The following is a 17,392-nucleotide window of genomic DNA, read 5'->3' as shown; positions in this document are numbered from 1 at the left end:
GGCGGGTTGCCGCGTCTAAGAAATGGGTCTGCCATTCCGGGCATGGCTCTGCCGCCTCGGTCACTCCTCCTCCCATCGGCGACCGAGGCGGCTATTCCCTCGCAAATGCGCTTAGGCCGCGAGAAGGGCCTTGTTGTCGGCGGCATGGCCGATCACCGGCAGGATCTCGCCCGGCGCGATATCGCGGGCGAAACGCACCAGCGTGAAATCCTCGGCGCGGCCGGTATTGCCGCGTTCGGTGAGGACGCTGAGCGGACGGCCGATGCGCTCGGCGAGATGGCGTGCCTGTGCCGTCCCAGCCGCAGCACGCAGCCTTGCAGCGCGCTCCGAGACGATCTCTCCCGAGAGCTGCGGCATCCGCGCGGCCGGCGTGTTGGGGCGGGCCGAATAGGGGAAGACATGGACGAAGCTCAGGCCGCATTCCGCCACGAGGTCGAGTGAGCGGGCGAACATCGCTTCGTCCTCGGTCGGGAAGCCGGCGATGAGATCGGCGCCGAAGACGATGTCGGGACGTAAGCGCCGGATTTCGGTGCAGAAGCGGATGGCGTCGTCGCGGCCGTGGCGGCGCTTCATCCGCTTCAGGATGAGGTCGTCGCCAGCCTGAAGCGAAAGATGCAGATGCGGCATCAGGCGCGACTCGGTCGCGAGCAGGTCGCGCAGGGCGTCGTCGACCTCGACCGCGTCGATCGAGGAGAGGCGCAGGCGCGGCAGGTCGGGCAGGGTGTGGAGGATCGCTCCCGCCAGCGCGCCGAGTGTTGGCTGGTCCGGCAGGTCGCGGCCGTAGCTGGTGAGGTCGACGCCGGTCAGCACGATCTCACGGGCGCCGGCCTCCAGCAGGGTGCGGCATTGCGCGACGACATCGGTGATGGCGAGCGAGCGCGAATTGCCGCGGCCGAAGGGAATGACGCAGAAGGTGCAACGATGGTCGCAGCCGTTCTGGACCTGGACGAAGCCGCGCGTATGGCTGGCGAAACGGCCGGTGACCGGAGCGCGCAAGGCCGTGCGGGTCATGATGTCGCCGACGTCGAGCTTGTCGGCGACAGTGGTGTCAGGATGTCCGAGGCTGTTGGAACGAGCGAGGGCAGACCAGCTCTCGGGCCGCAGTTTCTCGTCGTTGCCGAGGACGCGATCGACCTCCGGCATATCCGCGAAGCGGGCCGGTTCGATCTGCGCGGCGCAGCCGGTGACGATGACGGGCCTGTCCGGCTGCTCACGCTTGAGGCGGCGTACGGCTTGCCGTGCCTGCCGGGTCGCCTCGGCGGTGACGGCGCAGGAATTGACGATCGCAGCGTCCTTCAACCCGGCCGCTTCGGCCTGAAGCCGCAGTGCCTCGCTCTCGACGATGTTGAGGCGGCAGCCGAAGGTGACGACTTCCAGCGTCATAAGTCTGGCCCTCAGGCCGCGCTCGAAAACAACGCCGGATCGAGCGTGCCTTCCCATTCGAATTCGACCGGGCCGGTCATCAGGACATGGCCGTCGCGCTCGCGCCATTCGATGGCGAGATCGCCGCCGGGCAGGCTGACGGTTGCCTTGCGGGCGGTCAGCTCGCGGCGGACGCCCGCAACCAGTGCCGCACAGGCGCCCGAACCGCAGGCCTGCGTGATGCCGGCACCGCGTTCCCAGACGCGCAGCACGATGTGATCCGGCGCCTTCACAGCGGCGAGCTCGATATTGGCGCGATCAGGGAAGATCGGGTGGTTCTCGAGCAGCGGGCCGATCTGTTCGAGATTGTAGGCATAGGGGTCGTCGACGAAAAAGACGGCGTGCGGATTGCCCATATTGACGGCGCAGGGCGTATGCAGGATCGGATCATCGATCGGGCCGATCTGCAATTCGAAGCGGGCGGTATCCTCGAAGGGCTCGGCCAGCGGGATCTGTTCCCAGTCGAGGCGCGGCGCGCCCATGTCGACGGTGAAAAGAGCTTCGCCCTCGCGGATCGCCGGCAGCAGCCCGGCCCTGGTCTGGAGGGTGAGCCGGGTCTTGTCGGCATCGCCCATCTGCGGGTCGGCGATCATCGCCCAGGCGACGCAGCGCGTGCCGTTGCCGCAGGCGCCGGCCTCCGAGCCGTCGGTGTTATAGATGCGCACGAAAGCGTCGGTGCCGGGCGTCGCGGCATCGTGAAGGACCATGAGCTGGTCGAAGCGGGCGCGCGGCTCGGAGGCGATGGCGCGGGCTTCCGCTTCGCTGATGACATGCTTGGTGCCGCGCAGGTCCAGCACCGTGATCTGGTTGCCGAGCCCGTTCATCTTCAGGAACCGGCGATTGGCCAGAGCGTTCATTTGGTCACACGTCCCGTGAATAGTGGGTCTATGGCGGAGACGACGTGAAAAAGCCACCCTCGTCCCCGTTCCCTAGGAGAAGGTGGACATTCTATGTTGCGCCGCAAGGGCGCGAATCGCGTGAAACTCAGGGCCGTCATGATGCGGTATTCCCGGATTTGTGTTCTGACGCTTGCCGGCCTGGCGAGTTTGTCGAGCGGAATGGTCTTTGCCCAGGCGCGCGTGGCGCCACCGACCGCCGTCGAAACCGCGCCTCTGGCACCACCGCCCGGCGCCAGCCCCGCCCAGATGCCGTCCGCACCGGCGCAGACGCCGCCTTCGGCCGTGCCCGATTCCCAGCCGGGGCCGCAGCCGGTCCAGCCGGCCCCACCGCCGCCGAATCCGGTAACGCCGCAGCCGGTGCAGCCCGCGCCGACGCTACCGGGGCCGGCCGAACCGCAGCCGGTGCAGCCGCCGCCGACCCTGCCGCCTCCGGGCCAGTCCCTGCCGGCGCCGCCCGTGCAGCAGCAGACGGGCGTGCCTGATCCCAATGCGACGTTGGCCGGCAAACGCGGCGATGCCAGCGATATCGACGAGATCACGCTCGCTGCGAAGCCCGTCCTGCTCCTTTCGGGTCAGGCAAGCTGGGACCAGGGATTCCAGAAACTGTCGGAGAGCTTCAACGCCTTGCGCGCCGAAGCGCAGAAGGCGGGCCTGCCCGTCGCAGGCCGTCCGCTGGCGCTGTTCGTCGAGACGACGGATGACGGCTTTCGCTTCGATGCGATGCTGCCGGTTGCCGCGCCCGCCGGAGGGCAGGCTCCCGCATTCGGCGGCGGCGTGAAATTGAGCGCCTCACCGATGGGCAAGGCCCTGCGCTTCCTCCATGTCGCGCCTTATGACGACATCGATTCCACCTACGAGACGATCACGGCCTATCTCGAAGCCAAGAGCATCACGGTGAAGGACGCCTTCCTCGAGGAATATGTCAGCGACCTCAAGGATCCCGGCGATCCGAACCTCGAGATCAACGTCTACGTCCAGCCCAAGTGATCAGCGTCATGCTCGGGCTTGACCCGGGCATCTCGGAAACCAGCGGCCTCCCGTCCTGAGATTCTCGGGTCGAAGCTGTGCTTCGCCCGAGAATGACGCGGAGGTTCAGCCGGTCACACGTTCCAGCTCAAACCCGGCCGCATCGGTCTGAAGCGCTCTTCCGGCAGGCCGGCTTCCGCAAGCGCGGCCTTCAGCGCCTCGGGCGGGCGCTCGACGCCCTCGTCGGTGAGCTGGAAGGTGCCCCAGTGATGGCCGATCGCCTGCTGCGCCCCCAGCGCCAGCATGACCTTCACCGCCTCGTCCGGGTTCATGTGGTTGTCCGACATGAACCAGCGCGGCTCGTAGGCGCCGATCGGTAGCACGGCGAGATCGAACGGCCCGTGCCTGCTGCCAAGCTCCTCGTAGAGCGAGCCGTCATGATAGCCGGTATCGCCGATATGGAAGATCTTCGAGGCCGGTGTTTCCAAGATATAGGAACACCACAGCGCCATGCGCCGGTCGAAGGCGCCGCGCGCCGACCAGTGATAGCTCGGCACCAGCGTGACCGCGACGGTGTCCAAGAGCGTGAGCCGGTCGTTCCAGTCATGCGCCTCGGCGCGGGCATCGGGGATACGGGCGCGGACGATCGAGTCATTGCCGAGCGGCATGATCATCCGCGGCTGGTCTCTAGTGTGCAGCAGCGCCAGCGTCTCGATGTCGAGATGGTCGTAATGGTTATGCGTGATCAGCACGGCGTCGATCTTCGGCAGATCGGCGAAGGCGACGCCCGGTGCGTTCACGCGCTTGGGACCAATGAAGGAGAAGGGGCTGGCGCGCAGCGAATAGACCGGGTCGATCAGCAGGTTGAGGCCGGCGACCTGATAGAGGAAGGAGGCGTGGCCGAGATGGACGATCCGGACGCCATCGACGCTGGCCGGCGGCTTGTCCTGCGGCGGCGCCTGATAGGCGAGGGGGAAGGCCTCGCGCTCGCGCTTGCCGGTCTGCCAGCGCAGCACGTCGGCGAGGCCCTTGCTCACGGTGCGGCCGTCGCTGAAGACGAGCCCGTTGAAATGGTCGCTGACGGGGCCCTGGTAATAGGGATTGCGCGAGCGGGAGATCGCGGCCCAGGCAGCGCCGGTCGAAGCCAGCAATGCACCGAGGCCAACGAAGGAGAGAAGCTTGCGGCGGTTCATGGTGTAGAAGAGGTAGGCGGCCGCGACGCAGCGTCAAGGCCGCCCTCCCGATTGGCCGATCAGTTGCTGCCAGAGCGGATCGCGACGGTCGCGACGCCGGCGCCGATCAGCAGCGTGCCGCCGGCCTTGTTGAACAGCCCGATCGCGCGGGGATTGCTGACCACGGCCCGCGCTCGCGAGGCGATCAGCGCGTAGCCCATGGCATTGGCGAAGGCGAGCGTGATGAAGGTCGCCTCGAAGATCAGCATCTGCGTCCAGAAATCGCCCTTGGTGTCCAGGAACTGGGGCAGGAAGGCGACGAAGAAGGTGATGCTCTTCGGGTTCAGCGCCGTCACCAGCCAGGCATGGCCGAGCATCTTCCAGCCGGGAGCGGCATCTTCGCGGGGCTTGGCGTCGAGCGTGCCGCCGGCGCGGAAGAGCTTGATGCCGAGCCAGACCAGATAGGCCGCGCCGATCCATTTCAGCGTGGTGAAGACCAGGGCGGAGGTGGCGAGCAGGGCGCCGACCCCGAGCATCGAGAGCGTCATCGCGGTGAAATCGCCGAGCGCGACACCGACGGCGATCGGGAAGGCCGTGCGCCAGCCCTGGCCGAGCGCATAGGAGATGACGAGGAGAATCGTCGGTCCGGGAATGACCAGGAGGACGGCGGTGGCGGCGGTGAAGGCGATCCAGGCTTCGAAGGTCATGGTGATGGCTCCGCTAAAGACCAGAGCCATCACCAGATGCGGGTGTTTGTAAAGAGCGAAATCGAACCGCGTGAGGGCGGCTCAGAGCGCGCTGCGGAGGAAGTCGCAGAGGGCCGTACGAACGGCCGCTTCGGGAGCCATCTGGCCGGCCTGCACAGTGAAGGCGATGTCGATGCGCGTGCCCGTGGGCTGCTTGCGGGTGGTCACCTTCAGGAGCTGCGGACGCCCCGAGCCGGTGACTTCCTGCACGGCGGAGATCGTGCCGCGCGCCTTGTCGGTTCGGATATCCATGAAGTCGCGGTCGGCCTGGATCGCCCGGGTGATGATAGGCAGCACGGCGGCTTGGGATTTCTTGGTCAGCTCCCAGGTCTTGTAGGTAATCTGCGAGACCATCGGCACGCCGGCGGAGCTGAAATTGGTCATGCAAGGTTGAGCCTGCCCCTGCGTCACGCCCGCGATCAGCAACGGCGCAGCGAGAGCGAATGCTATTCCTGAAAATTTGGCCATCGTAGTCTGTATCCTCAATGAAAGGACACGATTGCTAGCTGCAACGACCAGTTCCTGTCATCTCGGAATTTCCGCTCGTCAACGTCTTTGGGTGGAACTGAGCGGGCCGGCGTCGAGTGTCACGCGCGGCTCCGGGTCGGCTGCGACGACCAGCGCCCACCAGACGCGATAGCTGGTGCGGGGGTCCTTCGAAAGCGCGATGCCGTAGCGGGTCGCTTCCTTCATCCGCAGATTGGTGTCGTGGCCGGGCGACTTGCGCCAGCCGTCGAAGGCTTCCTCGACCGAGAAATAGCCGCCGCCAAGATTCTCCGCAGCCCGGGCGCTGTCGACGCCGGCCGCTTGGATGCGGGCGGTGAAGTTGCCGCCGGCATCATGCGAGAGGGCGTTGGCCTTGACCATGGCATCGGCCTGGCGCTGCGCCATCGCCATCAGGCGTGGGTCCGGCCGGACGGGGCCGAGGCCGTTGCTCGCGCGATAGGCGTTGAGGATGCGCCCGGCCTGGGCCGGATCGAGCGAGACGGCGGCGACCTTCTCGACCATGCGCGGATCGAGCGGGCCTTCGCGACGCGGATCGCCGGCACAGGCGGCGAGCAGAAGAGCGAGAGCCAGCAAGGTCGAGGCGGGTTTCAGTTTCATGGGCCGGCTTGTTTTGCGAATCGGGCGCGCAGCGATGCCGCCAGATCGGGGCCGTTCTGCGGCCGAGCCTCACAATTCCGTGTAGAAGTCGAAACGCGTGTGAGGGAAGGGGCCGCTCCGGAACGAGACAGAGCGTCATTCTCGGGCTTGACCCGAGAATCTCTGGAGAGTGAGGCGCAGGAGCCCGCTCCGGCGGGAGATGCTCGGGCCAAGCCCGAGCATGACGGCCTTGAGAAGGCTCCGTTCGCAAGGGAAACCATCGCCAAACTTGACTTTCGCCACAGTCTTCCGCTTTAAGGCCGCATCCGTTTCGCCGACATCGCCGAAACCACATCCGCCGACCGGGCCGCGCAAGCCGCTTTCATGAGCCCGGAGGTCAACGCTCGACAGCGCGATTGCGCCCTCGGGCGCGAAACCGTTTGGCGATGAGGTCGTGGTGCTGAAGGCTTCCTGAGGCAAGCAGGCAGGTCCGCATGTTCGGCACGCTGAGCGACAGGCTCTCCGGCATCCTCTCGGGGCTGACCCGCAGGGGTTCGCTGACCGAGGAGGACGTCAACGCGGCTCTTCGCGAGGTTCGCCGCGCGCTGCTCGAGGCGGATGTCGCGCTCGAGGTCGTCCGCAGCTTCACCGATAAAGTAAGAGAGCGCGCCGTTGGCGCCGAGGTGCTGAAATCGATCACGCCCGGCCAGCAGGTCATCAAGATCGTCAACGACGTCCTGATCGAGACGCTGGGCGGCGAGGGCGAGAGCATCAATTTCGATGCCGTGCCGCCGGTGCCGGTGCTGATGGTCGGCCTTCAGGGTTCGGGTAAGACCACCTCGACGGCCAAGATCGCCAAGCGCCTGACCGAGCGCCACAAGAAGAAGGTGCTGATGGCGTCGCTCGATACGCGACGCCCGGCCGCCATGGAACAGCTCGCCATTCTCGGCCAGCAGGTCGGCGTGCAGACGCTGCCGATCGTCGCCGGCCAGTCGGCCGTGCAGATCGCCAGGCGCGCGGTCGAGGCTGCTCGCCTCGGTGGCTACGACGTCGTGATGCTCGACACAGCCGGCCGCGTGACGCTCGACGACACGCTGATGGCCGAGGTCGCCGAGGTGAAGGCCGCGACCAACCCGCATGAGGTGCTGCTCGTCGCCGATGCGCTGACCGGCCAGGACGCGGTCAACACGGCCCGTGCCTTCGATGCCCGCGTCGGCCTGACCGGCATCGTGCTGACCCGCATGGACGGCGATTCGCGCGGTGGTGCGGCGCTCTCGATGCGGGCCGTCACCGGCAAGCCGATCAAGCTCGTCGGTATCGGCGAGAAGGTCGACGAGCTCGACGAATTCCATCCCTCGCGCGTCGCCAACCGCATCCTCGGCATGGGCGATATCGTCTCGCTCGTCGAGAAGGCGGCGCAGACCATCGATGCGACGCAGGCGCAGGCGACCGCGCAGCGCATGGCCAAGGGCCAGTTCGACCTCTCCGACATGCGCGCGCAGCTCCAGCAGATGGAGAAGATGGGTGGCATCGGCGGCGTGATGGGCATGCTGCCGGGCATGAAGCAGGCCCAGTCCCAGCTCGCCAATGCGGGTGTCGGCGACACGATGTTCAAGCGCATGATCGCCGCGATCGACTCGATGACGCCGGCCGAGCGCAAGAATCCCGATTTGCTCAAGAACAGCCGCAAGAAGCGCATCGCGGCCGGCTCCGGCACCTCTGCCGAGCAGATCAACAAGCTGCTCAAGATGCATCGCGGCATGGCTGACGCCATGAAGATGATGAGCAAGCAGAAGGGCGGCATGCTCGGCAAGCTCGGCTCGATGTTCGGGCTCGGCGGCGGCCTGCCTGCCGGCATGCCGGACCCCTCGAAGATGGATCCGGCGCAGCTTGCGGAACTGCAGAAGCAGCTCGGCGCGGGCGGCGGTCTGCCCTCGATGCCGCCGGGCGGCTTCCCCGGCCTGCCCAAGGGTGTCACCCCGCCGGCGGGGATGATGCCGAAGCTGCCGGGCCTCGGCGGCAATGGCCTGCCCGGCCTGGGCAGCAACCCGTTCGGCAAGAAGAAATAGCCTTCACCATTCAACCCGACTTCAGACGTCAAACCAAAAGGAAGAAGACCCATGTCCCTCAAGATCCGCCTGACCCGCGGCGGCGCCAAGAAGCGCCCCTACTACCGCATCGTCGTCGCCGACGCCCGCTCGCCGCGCGATGGCCGCTTCATCGAGAAGATCGGCTCCTATGATCCGATGAAGCCGAAGGATTCGGCCGAGCGCGTCGTGCTCGACACCGAGAAGGTCCAGGCCTGGCTCGCCAAGGGCGCCCAGCCGACCGACCGCGTGCTGCGCTTCCTCGATGCCGCCGGCCTCGCCAAGCGCCCGGCCCGCAACAACCCGAACAAGGCCGTTCCCGGCGAGAAGGCCAAGGAGCGCGCCGAGAAGAAGGCCGAGAAGGCCGCTGCTCCGGCTGCCGAAGAAGCCGCCGAGGCGTGAGCTTGACTGTCCGTGCGTCTTTCTCGGGCGAAGCGCAGCTTCGACCCGGGAACCTTCTGTGGGAGATGCCCGGCTCAAGGCCGGGCATGGCGTGCTGACATGAGCGACCTCATCCTGCTCGGGATCGTCGGCGCGCCGCATGGCGTGCGCGGCGAGGTCAGGATCAAGACCTTTACCGGCGACCCGTTGGGTATCGCCGGTTACGGCCCGTTGTCGGACGGCAAGGGCCGCAGCTTCGAGATCACCGATATCCGCCCTGCCAAGGAGGTGGTCGTCGCCCGGCTCAAGGGCGTGACGACGCGCGAGGCAGCCGAGGCGCTGAACGGCACCGAACTGTTCGTTGCCCGCGACAAGCTCTCGGCCGGCGCGGACGAGGACGAATTCCTGCATGCCGATCTGATCGGTTGCAGCGTGGTCGGGCCGGACGGCACTGTGCTCGGCAGCGTCACCGTGGTCGAGAACTACGGGGCAGGCGACCTGCTCGACATCGAGACACCGGACGGACGCTCCGTCCTGATGCCCTTCACCAAGGCCTTTGCGCCGCGCATCGACATCGCCGCGCGCCGGATCGAGGCCGAGCCGCCGCTTGGACTGTTCGAGCCCGACGATGACAAATGATAGGCCGGCCCGCGCCCTGATCTTCGACATGGACGGCACCATCGTCGACAATATGCGCTTCCATGACGATGCCTGGGAGAGCTGGCACGTCAGCAACAAGTTGCCCTTCGACCGCAAAACCTTCGCGGCGCGCACCGCCGGAATGGCCGGCAACGAGATCATCTCCTCCTATTTCCCGCAGGCGGTCGTGGCCGAGCTCGATGCGATGAGCGACGCCAAGGAGGCGCTCTATCGGGAGGCTTATCTGCCGCATGTGACGCCAACTGCCGGCTTCCTCGAACTGATCGCGCGCGCCGAGGCGGCAGGCGTGCCGATGGCCGTCGGGACGGCGGCGCCGCCGGCCAATATCGAGGTCGTGCTGGATACGCTCGGCCTGCGCCAGCGCTTCGCGACGATCGTCTCGCCGAGCCAGGGCTTCCGTGGCAAGCCGCATCCGGACATGTTCCTGGCCGCGGCGGAGCGGATGAAGGTCGACCCCGCCGACTGCATCGTCTTCGAGGATGCGCCACTCGGCGTCGAGGCGGCGCGCCGCGCCGGGATGCGGGCCGTGGCGCTGCTCACCATGCTCGGTCCCGAGGGTTTTGCGGGCTATGACAACCTGATCGCCTCGGCTCGCGATTTCACCGCGCTGGACGGGTTGCCTGCGCTGCGCTTTGCTTGAAGGCATGTCCTTTCGCGCTTCGATCCTGACGCTCTATCCGGAGACGTTTCCCGGGCCGCTCGGCATCTCGCTTGCCGGCGAGGGGCTGCGCAAAGGATTGTGGTCGCTCGATACCCATCAGATCCGCGAGCACGGCATCGGCCGCCATCGCAATGTCGACGATAACCCGGCCGGCGGCGGCGCCGGCATGGTGCTGCGCTGCGACGTGCTGGCATCGGCGATCGATGCCGCCGTGCCGGCGGATGATGTTCGCCCGCGCCTGCTGATGTCGCCGCGCGGGCGGCCGCTCAAGCAGGATCAGGCGCGCGAATGGGCGGCGGGGCCCGGTCTCGTCATCGTCTGCGGACGTTTCGAGGGCGTCGACGAGCGCGTGATCGAGGGGCGCAATCTGATCGAGGTCTCGATCGGCGACTACATCCTCTCCGGCGGCGAGATGGCGGCGCTGACATTGCTCGATGCCTGCGTGCGGCTCATCCCCGGCGTGATGGGCAAGGTTGCCTCCGGCGAGGACGAGAGCTTCGAGAACGGTCTGCTGGAATACCCGCATTACACCCGCCCGCGCGAATGGGAGGGCCGGGGCCTGCCCGAGGCGCTGCTCTCCGGCGACCATGCCCGCATCGCGAAATGGCGGCGGGCGGAGGCGGAGCGGATCACGCAGGAGCGGCGGCCGGACCTGCTCGCCAAGCGGGATCAGGGATAGGCTGTCACCGGCAGTTTCTCGGCCAGCCAACCGCCCGGCCCGAGCATGCCGCCCCGCATGCCTGCGAGATCGCGCCAGCCTCGTCCGGCGAGCTTCTGCGCCACGGCAACCGCCTGCGCGCCCGTGCGGTCGATCAGGACGATGGGCTTACCGGGATTGTCGAGGCGTAAGCCTGCGATCCTGACCTCGAAGGCCGGTGCGTCGACGTCGAGAGCGAGAGCACCCTGCGGCAGGCCGGTATCGGCCCATTCCTGCGCATTGCGGATATCGACCAGGAGGATGCGCTTCGCCTGTGCCGCCTCATAGGCTTCGCGGGGCGAAAGCGTCGTCGCCGATTGCCCGAAAACGAAAGAGGCCGGGAGCATGAAGCCCCCGGCCAGAACGATCCGGCGCGTCGCGGCGCCCTTGGTCATCGTGCTCAGCGCAGCTCGGCGCAGAAGCGCTGGATGCGGCGGCAGGCCTCTTCCAGCTTCTCGTCCGAGGTGGCGTAGGAGATGCGGAAGTTGGGGCCCAGCCCGAAGGACGAGCCGTGCACGGCCGCGACCGCTTCCGTCTCGAGCAGGCCCATCACCAGATCCTCGTCCGTCTCGATCTTCTTGCCGTTCGGCAGGGTCTTGCCGATCAGGGCCGAGCAATCGGGATAGACGTAGAACGCGCCTTCCGGCACCGGGCACTTCAGGCCGCGGGTCTGGTTCAGCATGGAGACGACGAGGTCACGGCGCCGCTCGAAGGCCTTCCTGAAGACCGGGATGTGATCCTGCGTACCGTCGAGCGCCTCGACCGCGGCCCATTGCGAGATCGCCGAGGTGCCGGAGGTCTGCTGACCCTGGACGAGGTCCATGGCGTTGATGAGCGTTTGAGGGCCGGCAGCGTAGCCGATGCGCCAGCCGGTCATGGCGTAGGACTTCGAGACGCCGTTCATGGTCAGCGTGCGCTCGTAGAGGGCGGGCTCGACCTGGGCCGGGGTGACGAAGGTGAAATCGCCATAGACGAGGTGCTCGTACATGTCGTCGGTAAGGATCCAGACATGGGGATGGCGCATCAGCACATCCGTGAGTTTCTTCATCTCGGCATGGCTGTAGGCGGCGCCCGACGGGTTCGAGGGCGAGTTCAGGATCACCCATTTGGTCTTCGGGGTGATGGCCTTCTCGAGATCTTCCGGCTGCAGCTTGAAGTCGTTCTTGAGATAGGTCTCGGCATAGGTCGCCGTTCCCCCGCAGAGCGCGACCATCTCGGGGTAGGAAACCCAGTAGGGCGAGACGCAGATGACTTCGTCGCCGGGGTTCAGCGTGGCCAGCAGCGCGTTGTAGATGACGTGCTTGCCGCCGGTCGAGACGATGGTCTGGCTCGCCTTGTAGTCGAGGCCGTTCTCGCGCTTGAACTTGCGGGCGACGGCCTCGCGCAGCTGCGGGATGCCGGAGACCGGGGTGTACTTGGTCTCGCCGCGCTTGATCGCGGAGATCGCGGCTTCCTTGATATTGTCCGGCGTGTCGAAATCGGGCTCGCCGACGGAGAGCGAGATCACGTCCTTGCCCTGGGCTTTCAGGTCGCGGGCCTTCTGCGTGATCGTGATGGTCGCGGACGGCTTCACGCGCTTCAGGGCATCGGCAAGAAAGGCCATGGGACTGATCTCCGGGGAGGCGGACGGGTGAGCGCGGAAAAGGCGCGCGCGTGGTTTATGACTCAGCGGAGATGATCGCAAGCGCAACTGCTTGATGTTTTGCAGAAGCGTCATGAATTTGGAGCGGTTTGCTCTTGCGCCGCGAGCATGCGAAGGCCCGTCCATGACGAGCTCTGCCGGACCCATCGCTGTTTATGTCGATGCCGACGCCTGCCCGGTGAAGGACGAGGTCTATCGCGTCGCCGGCCGCCACGGCCTGCATGTCTTCGTCGTTGCCAACAGCTTCCTCAACGTGCCGCGCGAGCCCTGGATCGAGCGGGTGACGGTGCCGGGCAATTTCGACGCGGCCGACGACTGGATCGCGGAGCGGGTTTCGCGCGGCTCGATCGTGATCACCGCCGACATCCCGTTGGCCGATCGCTGCATCAAGGCCGGCGCGGATGTGATCGGGCCGACCGGCAAGCCCTTCAGCGAGGCCTCGATCGGTATGGCGCTGGCGACCCGCGACATGATGGAAGACCTGCGCGCGATGGGCGCGGCCAGCGGCGGGCCGAAGCCGTTCTCGGCGAAGGACCGCTCGGCCTTCCTGCAGGCGCTCGACCTCGCGATCCAGCGGCTGAAGCGGGCCGGCTTCAGCGCCTGACCCTCATATCTCCGAGAAGTCGCCGCCGCGCCCCTTGCCGGCAGCGAAGCGGCCCGCGCCTGCGGCGCCTTCCGTCGCGATGGTGTGGACGCCCCGCTGCCACTCCCGCCGTAATGCTTCCTGTACGCTCAGCCCATGGCCGGCTATGGCACTGGCACGGTCGGCACGGACCGCGCCCTGCGGGAAGCGCGCGATCTCCCGGGCCATCGCTTCGGCTGCTGCGCGGGCCTGGCCTTTCGGCGAGACCGTCTCGCACAGGCCGATGCGGAGTGCTTCGTCCGCCGCGACCTTGCGGCCGGTCATGATGATTTCCAGCGCGCGGCCCTGGCCGACGAGGCGCGGCAGGCGCACCGTGCCGCCGTCGATCAGCGGGATGCCCCAGCGCCGGCAATAGACGCCGAAATAGGCATCCTCCGCCATCACGCGGATGTCGCACCAGAGCGCGAGTTCCATGCCGCCCGCGACGGCCGGGCCCTCGATCGCGGCGATCAGCGGCTTGCTCATCTCCAGCCGCGAGGGGCCCATCGGCCCGCGGGGCGTCGTGCCGTCGGCGGCGGGAAAGGCGAGCCTCTCGACGATCTCGCTTTCGAAGCGCCCGGCATCGGTAAAGGCCTGGGCATATTTCAGGTCCCAGCCGGCGCAGAAGGCGCCGCCTTCACCCCAGAAGACGATCGCCGCCGTGTCCTCGTCGCTGTCGAGTTCGAGGAAGGCGCGAGTCAGCGCATCGGCGCTGTCGGGGTCCATCGCATTGCGCGCTTCCGGCCTGCTGTGGACGACCGTCGCGACCTTGCCCTGCCTCTCGATTCGTACCGCCATTCTCCGTCCCTCTCCTTGTTTCCCATGCAGATTAAGCTGTGTTTTCGAGCCCATATCTGGCGCTGGACGCATGGCGCCTTTGCCCGTAAATCTCGCCGGAAAGCAGGCCCGCCATCCAGGCGGGTACCGGGGAGGAAGCCCATGTCGTTGACCCGCCGTTCCACGCTCGGCCTGATGGCCGGCGCCGTATTCGCTCCGTCGATCGTCCGGGCCGAGAGCTTTCCCAGCAAGGTCATCACCCTGGTCGTGCCCTATCCGGCGGGTGGGCCGACCGATGCCATCGCACGCTTCGTGGCGCAGGATCTGACGATCGCCTTCGGGCACAACGTGGTGGTCGACAACCGCGCCGGCGCCTCGGGCGCCGTCGGCACGCGCGCCGTCGCCCATGGCCCGGCGGATGGCTACACCATCGTCTTCGGCAACAACCAGACGCATGGCAACAACATGTTCCTGCTGAAGGAGCCGGGCTACGACGCGGTGAAGGATTTCGCGCCGCTCGCCGGCGTCGGCGCCTTCGAGCATGCCTTCGTCGTGCGCAACGGCCTGCCGGCCAAGAACATCCAGGAGCTGATCGCGCTGGCCAAGGCCGATCCGGGCAAGCTCAACTATGGCTCGACCGGCGTCGGCTCCGGCTCGCATCTGGCGATGGAGCTGTTCATGCAGCGCACCGGCATCAAGATGACGCATGTGCCGTTCCGCGGCGCCGCGCCGCTGGTGCAGGAAATCATCGCCGACCGCATCGACGTCGCCAACTCCACCTTGCCGAGCGTGCTGGAGCAGATCAACGGCGGCGCGCTCAGGGCGCTGGCCCTGGCGAGCCCGGAGCGCAATCCGCGCGCCAAGGACATTCCCACGCTGCGCGAGCAGGGCGTGAGCAATGCCGATGCCGATTCCTGGGCGGCCTTCTTTGCCCCGGCGAAGACGCCGGACGCCGTGCTCGACACGCTGTCCAAGGCAGTGATCGCCTCGCTGAACAAGCCTCAGACGCGGGAGGCGATCCTGAAGCTCGGCTTCACGCTCAAGGTGCGCGACCCCGCAGCGTTCAAGCCCTACCACGTCCAGGAAATCGCGACCTGGAAGCAGATCATCGCCGATGCCGGCGTGAAGCCCGAGTAAGCGGGCACCGTCTCGAACATCCCGGCTGGCGCATCGCTCCGGCCGGGATGGCCGCGCCGATCGCCTCACTTCGTCGTGAGTTGGCTGCAACGGCTTGGCGATCGGCAGCGTTCCCCTCTATCTCCGATCTGTCGATCGGATGAAGCGAGGAGCGGACCATGCGGCGGTTGCGACGGGTTGGGGTGCTCGGGACGGCCCTGTTGGTCGCGGGCCTGACGCTGCCTGCGGCTGCCCAGAAGCGCTACCCCTCGAGTGCCGGGGAGCTTTCGGTCGAGACCGTCGCAAGCGGGCTCGAAAACCCCTGGGGCCTCGCCTTCCTGCCGGATGGACGCATGCTGGTCACGGAGCGGCCGGGCCGGTTGCGGCTCGTCGAGACCGACGGCAAGCTCTCACGGCCGATCACCGGCCTGCCGAGCGTGATGGCGCGCGGGCAGGGCGGTCTGCTCGGCATCGCGCTCGATCCCGCCTTCGCCCGGAATCGCCTCGTCTATCTCTCCTTTTCCGAGCCGCGCTCGGGCGGCAACGGCACCAGTGTCGCGCGGGGCCGGCTGAACGAGCAGGGCACGGCGCTGACGGCCGTCGAGGTGATCTTCCGGCAGATGCCGACGATCAGCTCCAACATGCATTTCGGCTCGCGCCTCGTCTTCGACCGCACGGGCGCGCTCTTCGTCACGGTGGGCGATCGCTACAGCCAGCGCGACCAGGCACAGAACCCGGCCAATCATATCGGCAAGATCATCCGTATCCGGCCGGAGGGCGGGGCACCGACCGACAACCCGAAGAAAGACGGCTGGGCGCCGGAGAACTGGTCGATCGGCCATCGCAATGTCCAGGGCGCGGCGCTGCATCCCGAGACCGGGCAGCTCTGGACCGCGGAGCACGCGGCGCGCGGCGGCGACGAGGTCAACACGCCCAAGGCCGGGCTGAACTATGGCTGGCCGGTCATCACCTATGGCGTCGACTATTCCGGGGCGAAGATCGGCGAGGGCACGGCGAAGCCCGGCATGGAGCAGCCGCTGTTCTACTGGGATCCGTCGATCGCGCCGTCCGGCGCCGCCTTCTATACCGGGCCGGTCTGGCCGGCCTGGAGGAACTCGCTCTTCGTCGGAGCACTCGCCGGGCAGATGCTGGTCCGGCTCTCCACCGAGGGCGAGAAGGTGACGGGCGAGGAGCGCCTGCTCACCGATATCGGCACGCGCATCCGCGACGTCGTCCAGGGACCGGACGGCTTTATCTACCTGCTCAGCGACGATGCCGACGGAAAGGTGCTGCGGGTGCGGCCGGCTCGCTAGGCGCCGGTCACGGCCCGCAGTCCCATTCGCGCTCGATGACGAAGACCTTGCGGGTCGCGAGGCTGCCGTTCGGATCGTAGAGATCGCCGACATAGTATTCGGTGCCGGCGGCGTCATGGGCGCTGCGCTCGACCTGGAGCGACCAGCCGTAGCCGACCTGCTTGCCGCCCTGCCAGTTGCGATGGACGGCGCTCGGCGAAGCCGCGGAGAGGATGCGCGCGTTCTCGTCGCTCGGGCTGCAGGTCGGGCCGGCGAGGGCTGTAGTCGGGGCGAGCACGAGGCCGCAGAAAATCAGTGCCGTCTTTTGCAAGGCAGTCGGTCCTATCGAAGAGAAGTGAGGCGTGGCGCTCAGGTCTTGGCGTGGAAGATGAAGAAGGCGCCGGCGGCAATCAGGGCAAAGCCGACCGCATGGCTCCAGGTCAGCGATTCCTTCAGCCAGAACACCGAGAAGCCGGCGAAGACGGTCAGCGTGATGACCTCCTGCATGGTCTTGAGCTCGGCCGCGGAGTAGACGGCGGAACCGATGCGGTTTGCCGGCACGGCCAGCATGTATTCCGGCAGGGCGATCATCCAGCTCGCGAGGATGGCGAGCCAGATCGCCGTGCTCTTGTAGCTGAGATGCCCGTACCAGGCGAAGGTCATGAAGATGTTCGAGCCGAACAGCATGGCGATCGGCAGGAGATGGGCCATTGAGAGCGAGGGCATGCCGGAGGCCTTCTGCGCGGCGGTGGGAATAGGTTGGATGCGTCCCGGCGTTCAGCCGAAGCGCAGCTTCATGGTGATGATGGCGAGAACGAGCAGCAGGGTCAGCGCATTGGCCGCGATGACCGGCCAGGACAGGATCTGGATGCCATAGCTCAGCCAAAGCGCGGTGCCGGTGGCGAAGAGCCCTTGCGTCCACAGCGAGATCGCACGCGTATCGCGGGTGCGGATGGTCCGCCAGGCCTGCGGCAACCAGCACAGGCTGGTCAGCGTGGCGGCGGCGAAACCGAGGAGCTCGATGGCGGCTGGCGACATGGCGGGCGAATCGCGGAAGGGATGCTGGCTCCCCCATAGCCGGATTCGCTTCTTCGTGCCGCCATTCTCGATGGTTAACCTCCCTTAACCACAGCGGCCTAGTTTCGCGTCTTTCAAGCGATTCGGTGGAG

The 17,392-nt window shown here is 67.0% G+C and carries 21 protein-coding genes; 9 read left to right on the top strand and 12 right to left on the bottom strand.

The genetic code is table 11. The annotated features are described in order from the left end of the window. Nucleotides 1-111 precede the first annotated feature (111 nt). Both mtaB and dapF read right to left on the bottom strand, forming a co-directional pair. Entirely contained in the window at nt 112-1,383 is a 1,272-nt protein-coding gene (gene mtaB / locus FHT98_RS04920; protein ID WP_142112818.1) for a tRNA (N(6)-L-threonylcarbamoyladenosine(37)-C(2))-methylthiotransferase MtaB, read from the bottom strand. 11 nt (nt 1,384-1,394) lie between these two features. Then, nucleotides 1,395-2,279, bottom strand: coding sequence for a diaminopimelate epimerase (gene dapF / locus FHT98_RS04915; protein ID WP_142112816.1), 885 nt, complete (start codon nt 2,277-2,279; stop codon nt 1,395-1,397). Nucleotides 2,280-2,480: 201 nt separating this feature from the next. On the opposite strand from dapF, the gene FHT98_RS04910 reads away from it, so the two are divergent. Next, nucleotides 2,481-3,308 carry a GyrI-like domain-containing protein gene (locus tag FHT98_RS04910; RefSeq protein ID WP_142112814.1) on the top strand — a complete coding sequence of 276 codons (828 nt, stop codon included), beginning with the start codon at nt 2,481-2,483 and terminating at the stop codon, nt 3,306-3,308. Nucleotides 3,309-3,421: 113 nt separating this feature from the next. Here the strand turns inward: FHT98_RS04910 and FHT98_RS04905 are convergent, their stop codons facing one another. The 4 genes from FHT98_RS04905 to FHT98_RS04890 form a co-directional block, all read right to left on the bottom strand. Beyond that, the gene (locus FHT98_RS04905) at nt 3,422-4,480 is read right to left on the bottom strand and encodes an MBL fold metallo-hydrolase (protein ID WP_185745071.1); all 1,059 of its coding nucleotides are present in this window, start codon (nt 4,478-4,480) and stop codon (nt 3,422-3,424) included. Nucleotides 4,481-4,539: 59 nt separating this feature from the next. Beyond that, nucleotides 4,540-5,166 carry a LysE family translocator gene (locus tag FHT98_RS04900; RefSeq protein WP_142112812.1) on the bottom strand — a complete coding sequence of 209 codons (627 nt, stop codon included), beginning with the start codon at nt 5,164-5,166 and terminating at the stop codon, nt 4,540-4,542. Between the two features lie 81 nt (nt 5,167-5,247). Further along, a complete protein-coding gene (locus FHT98_RS04895; protein WP_142112810.1) occupies nt 5,248-5,589 on the bottom strand; it encodes a hypothetical protein in 342 nt (113 codons plus the stop codon). Between the two features lie 162 nt (nt 5,590-5,751). Continuing rightward, nucleotides 5,752-6,309, bottom strand: coding sequence for a CAP domain-containing protein (locus FHT98_RS04890; protein ID WP_061969358.1), 558 nt, complete (start codon nt 6,307-6,309; stop codon nt 5,752-5,754). A 473-nt stretch (nt 6,310-6,782) separates the two neighbouring features. Here FHT98_RS04890 and ffh point away from each other — a divergent pair, with 473 nt between their 5' ends. From ffh to trmD, 5 genes are all read left to right on the top strand, one after another. After that, entirely contained in the window at nt 6,783-8,357 is a 1,575-nt protein-coding gene (gene ffh / locus FHT98_RS04885) for a signal recognition particle protein (protein ID WP_061969355.1), read from the top strand. A gap of 51 nt (nt 8,358-8,408) precedes the next feature. Continuing rightward, nucleotides 8,409-8,777 (top strand): 30S ribosomal protein S16, encoded by a 369-nt coding sequence (gene rpsP / locus FHT98_RS04880; RefSeq protein WP_061969352.1) that lies wholly within the window; start codon nt 8,409-8,411, stop codon nt 8,775-8,777. Nucleotides 8,778-8,876: 99 nt separating this feature from the next. Continuing rightward, nucleotides 8,877-9,395 (top strand): ribosome maturation factor RimM, encoded by a 519-nt coding sequence (gene rimM / locus FHT98_RS04875; RefSeq protein ID WP_142112807.1) that lies wholly within the window; start codon nt 8,877-8,879, stop codon nt 9,393-9,395. Continuing rightward, a complete protein-coding gene (locus FHT98_RS04870) occupies nt 9,385-10,056 on the top strand; it encodes an HAD family hydrolase (RefSeq protein ID WP_113584627.1) in 672 nt (223 codons plus the stop codon). Before rimM ends, FHT98_RS04870 begins: the two co-directional genes overlap by 11 nt. 4 nt (nt 10,057-10,060) lie before the next feature. Next, the gene (trmD, locus tag FHT98_RS04865; protein ID WP_113584628.1) at nt 10,061-10,756 is read left to right on the top strand and encodes a tRNA (guanosine(37)-N1)-methyltransferase TrmD; all 696 of its coding nucleotides are present in this window, start codon (nt 10,061-10,063) and stop codon (nt 10,754-10,756) included. Here the strand turns inward: trmD and FHT98_RS04860 are convergent. Together FHT98_RS04860 and FHT98_RS04855 are read right to left on the bottom strand one after the other, a co-directional pair. Further along, entirely contained in the window at nt 10,747-11,169 is a 423-nt protein-coding gene (locus tag FHT98_RS04860) for a rhodanese-like domain-containing protein (RefSeq protein ID WP_113584629.1), read from the bottom strand. The genes trmD and FHT98_RS04860 overlap by 10 nt on opposite strands. A 5-nt stretch (nt 11,170-11,174) precedes the next feature. After that, a complete protein-coding gene (locus FHT98_RS04855) occupies nt 11,175-12,377 on the bottom strand; it encodes a pyridoxal phosphate-dependent aminotransferase (protein ID WP_091856331.1) in 1,203 nt (400 codons plus the stop codon). A 163-nt stretch (nt 12,378-12,540) separates the two neighbouring features. Between FHT98_RS04855 and FHT98_RS04850 the strand changes: the two genes are divergently transcribed. Beyond that, the gene (locus tag FHT98_RS04850) at nt 12,541-13,020 is read left to right on the top strand and encodes a YaiI/YqxD family protein (RefSeq protein ID WP_142112805.1); all 480 of its coding nucleotides are present in this window, start codon (nt 12,541-12,543) and stop codon (nt 13,018-13,020) included. A gap of 3 nt (nt 13,021-13,023) precedes the next feature. Here FHT98_RS04850 and FHT98_RS04845 read toward each other — a convergent pair whose 3' ends face one another. Then, the gene (locus FHT98_RS04845; RefSeq protein ID WP_142112803.1) at nt 13,024-13,836 is read right to left on the bottom strand and encodes a crotonase/enoyl-CoA hydratase family protein; all 813 of its coding nucleotides are present in this window, start codon (nt 13,834-13,836) and stop codon (nt 13,024-13,026) included. A 141-nt stretch (nt 13,837-13,977) separates the two neighbouring features. Between FHT98_RS04845 and FHT98_RS04840 the strand changes: the two genes are divergently transcribed. Both FHT98_RS04840 and FHT98_RS04835 read left to right on the top strand, forming a co-directional pair. Continuing rightward, entirely contained in the window at nt 13,978-14,952 is a 975-nt protein-coding gene (locus FHT98_RS04840; protein ID WP_185745070.1) for a Bug family tripartite tricarboxylate transporter substrate binding protein, read from the top strand. A 158-nt stretch (nt 14,953-15,110) separates the two neighbouring features. Continuing rightward, nucleotides 15,111-16,244, top strand: a complete 1,134-nt coding sequence (locus FHT98_RS04835) for a PQQ-dependent sugar dehydrogenase (RefSeq protein ID WP_142112799.1) — start codon at nt 15,111-15,113, stop codon at nt 16,242-16,244. A 7-nt stretch (nt 16,245-16,251) separates the two neighbouring features. Here the strand turns inward: FHT98_RS04835 and FHT98_RS04830 are convergent, their stop codons facing one another. The 3 genes from FHT98_RS04830 to FHT98_RS04820 are packed head-to-tail and all read right to left on the bottom strand — an operon-like array spanning nt 16,252 to nt 17,261. Then, nucleotides 16,252-16,554 (bottom strand): hypothetical protein, encoded by a 303-nt coding sequence (locus FHT98_RS04830; protein WP_142112797.1) that lies wholly within the window; start codon nt 16,552-16,554, stop codon nt 16,252-16,254. Nucleotides 16,555-16,592: 38 nt separating this feature from the next. After that, the gene (locus tag FHT98_RS04825) at nt 16,593-16,949 is read right to left on the bottom strand and encodes a DMT family protein (protein ID WP_142112796.1); all 357 of its coding nucleotides are present in this window, start codon (nt 16,947-16,949) and stop codon (nt 16,593-16,595) included. A 51-nt stretch (nt 16,950-17,000) separates the two neighbouring features. Beyond that, on the bottom strand, nt 17,001-17,261 hold the full coding sequence (locus FHT98_RS04820) for a SemiSWEET family sugar transporter (RefSeq protein WP_142112794.1): 261 nt from the start codon (nt 17,259-17,261) through the stop codon (nt 17,001-17,003). Nucleotides 17,262-17,392: the final 131 nt, after the last annotated feature.

The sequence above is a fragment of the Allobosea sp. AK1 genome, from assembly GCF_006714945.1.
Classification (GTDB): Bacteria; Pseudomonadota; Alphaproteobacteria; order Rhizobiales; family Beijerinckiaceae; genus Allobosea; species Allobosea robiniae.
Note: the sequence above shows the minus strand (reverse complement) of the source record. Positions and strands in the feature narration are given on the sequence as shown.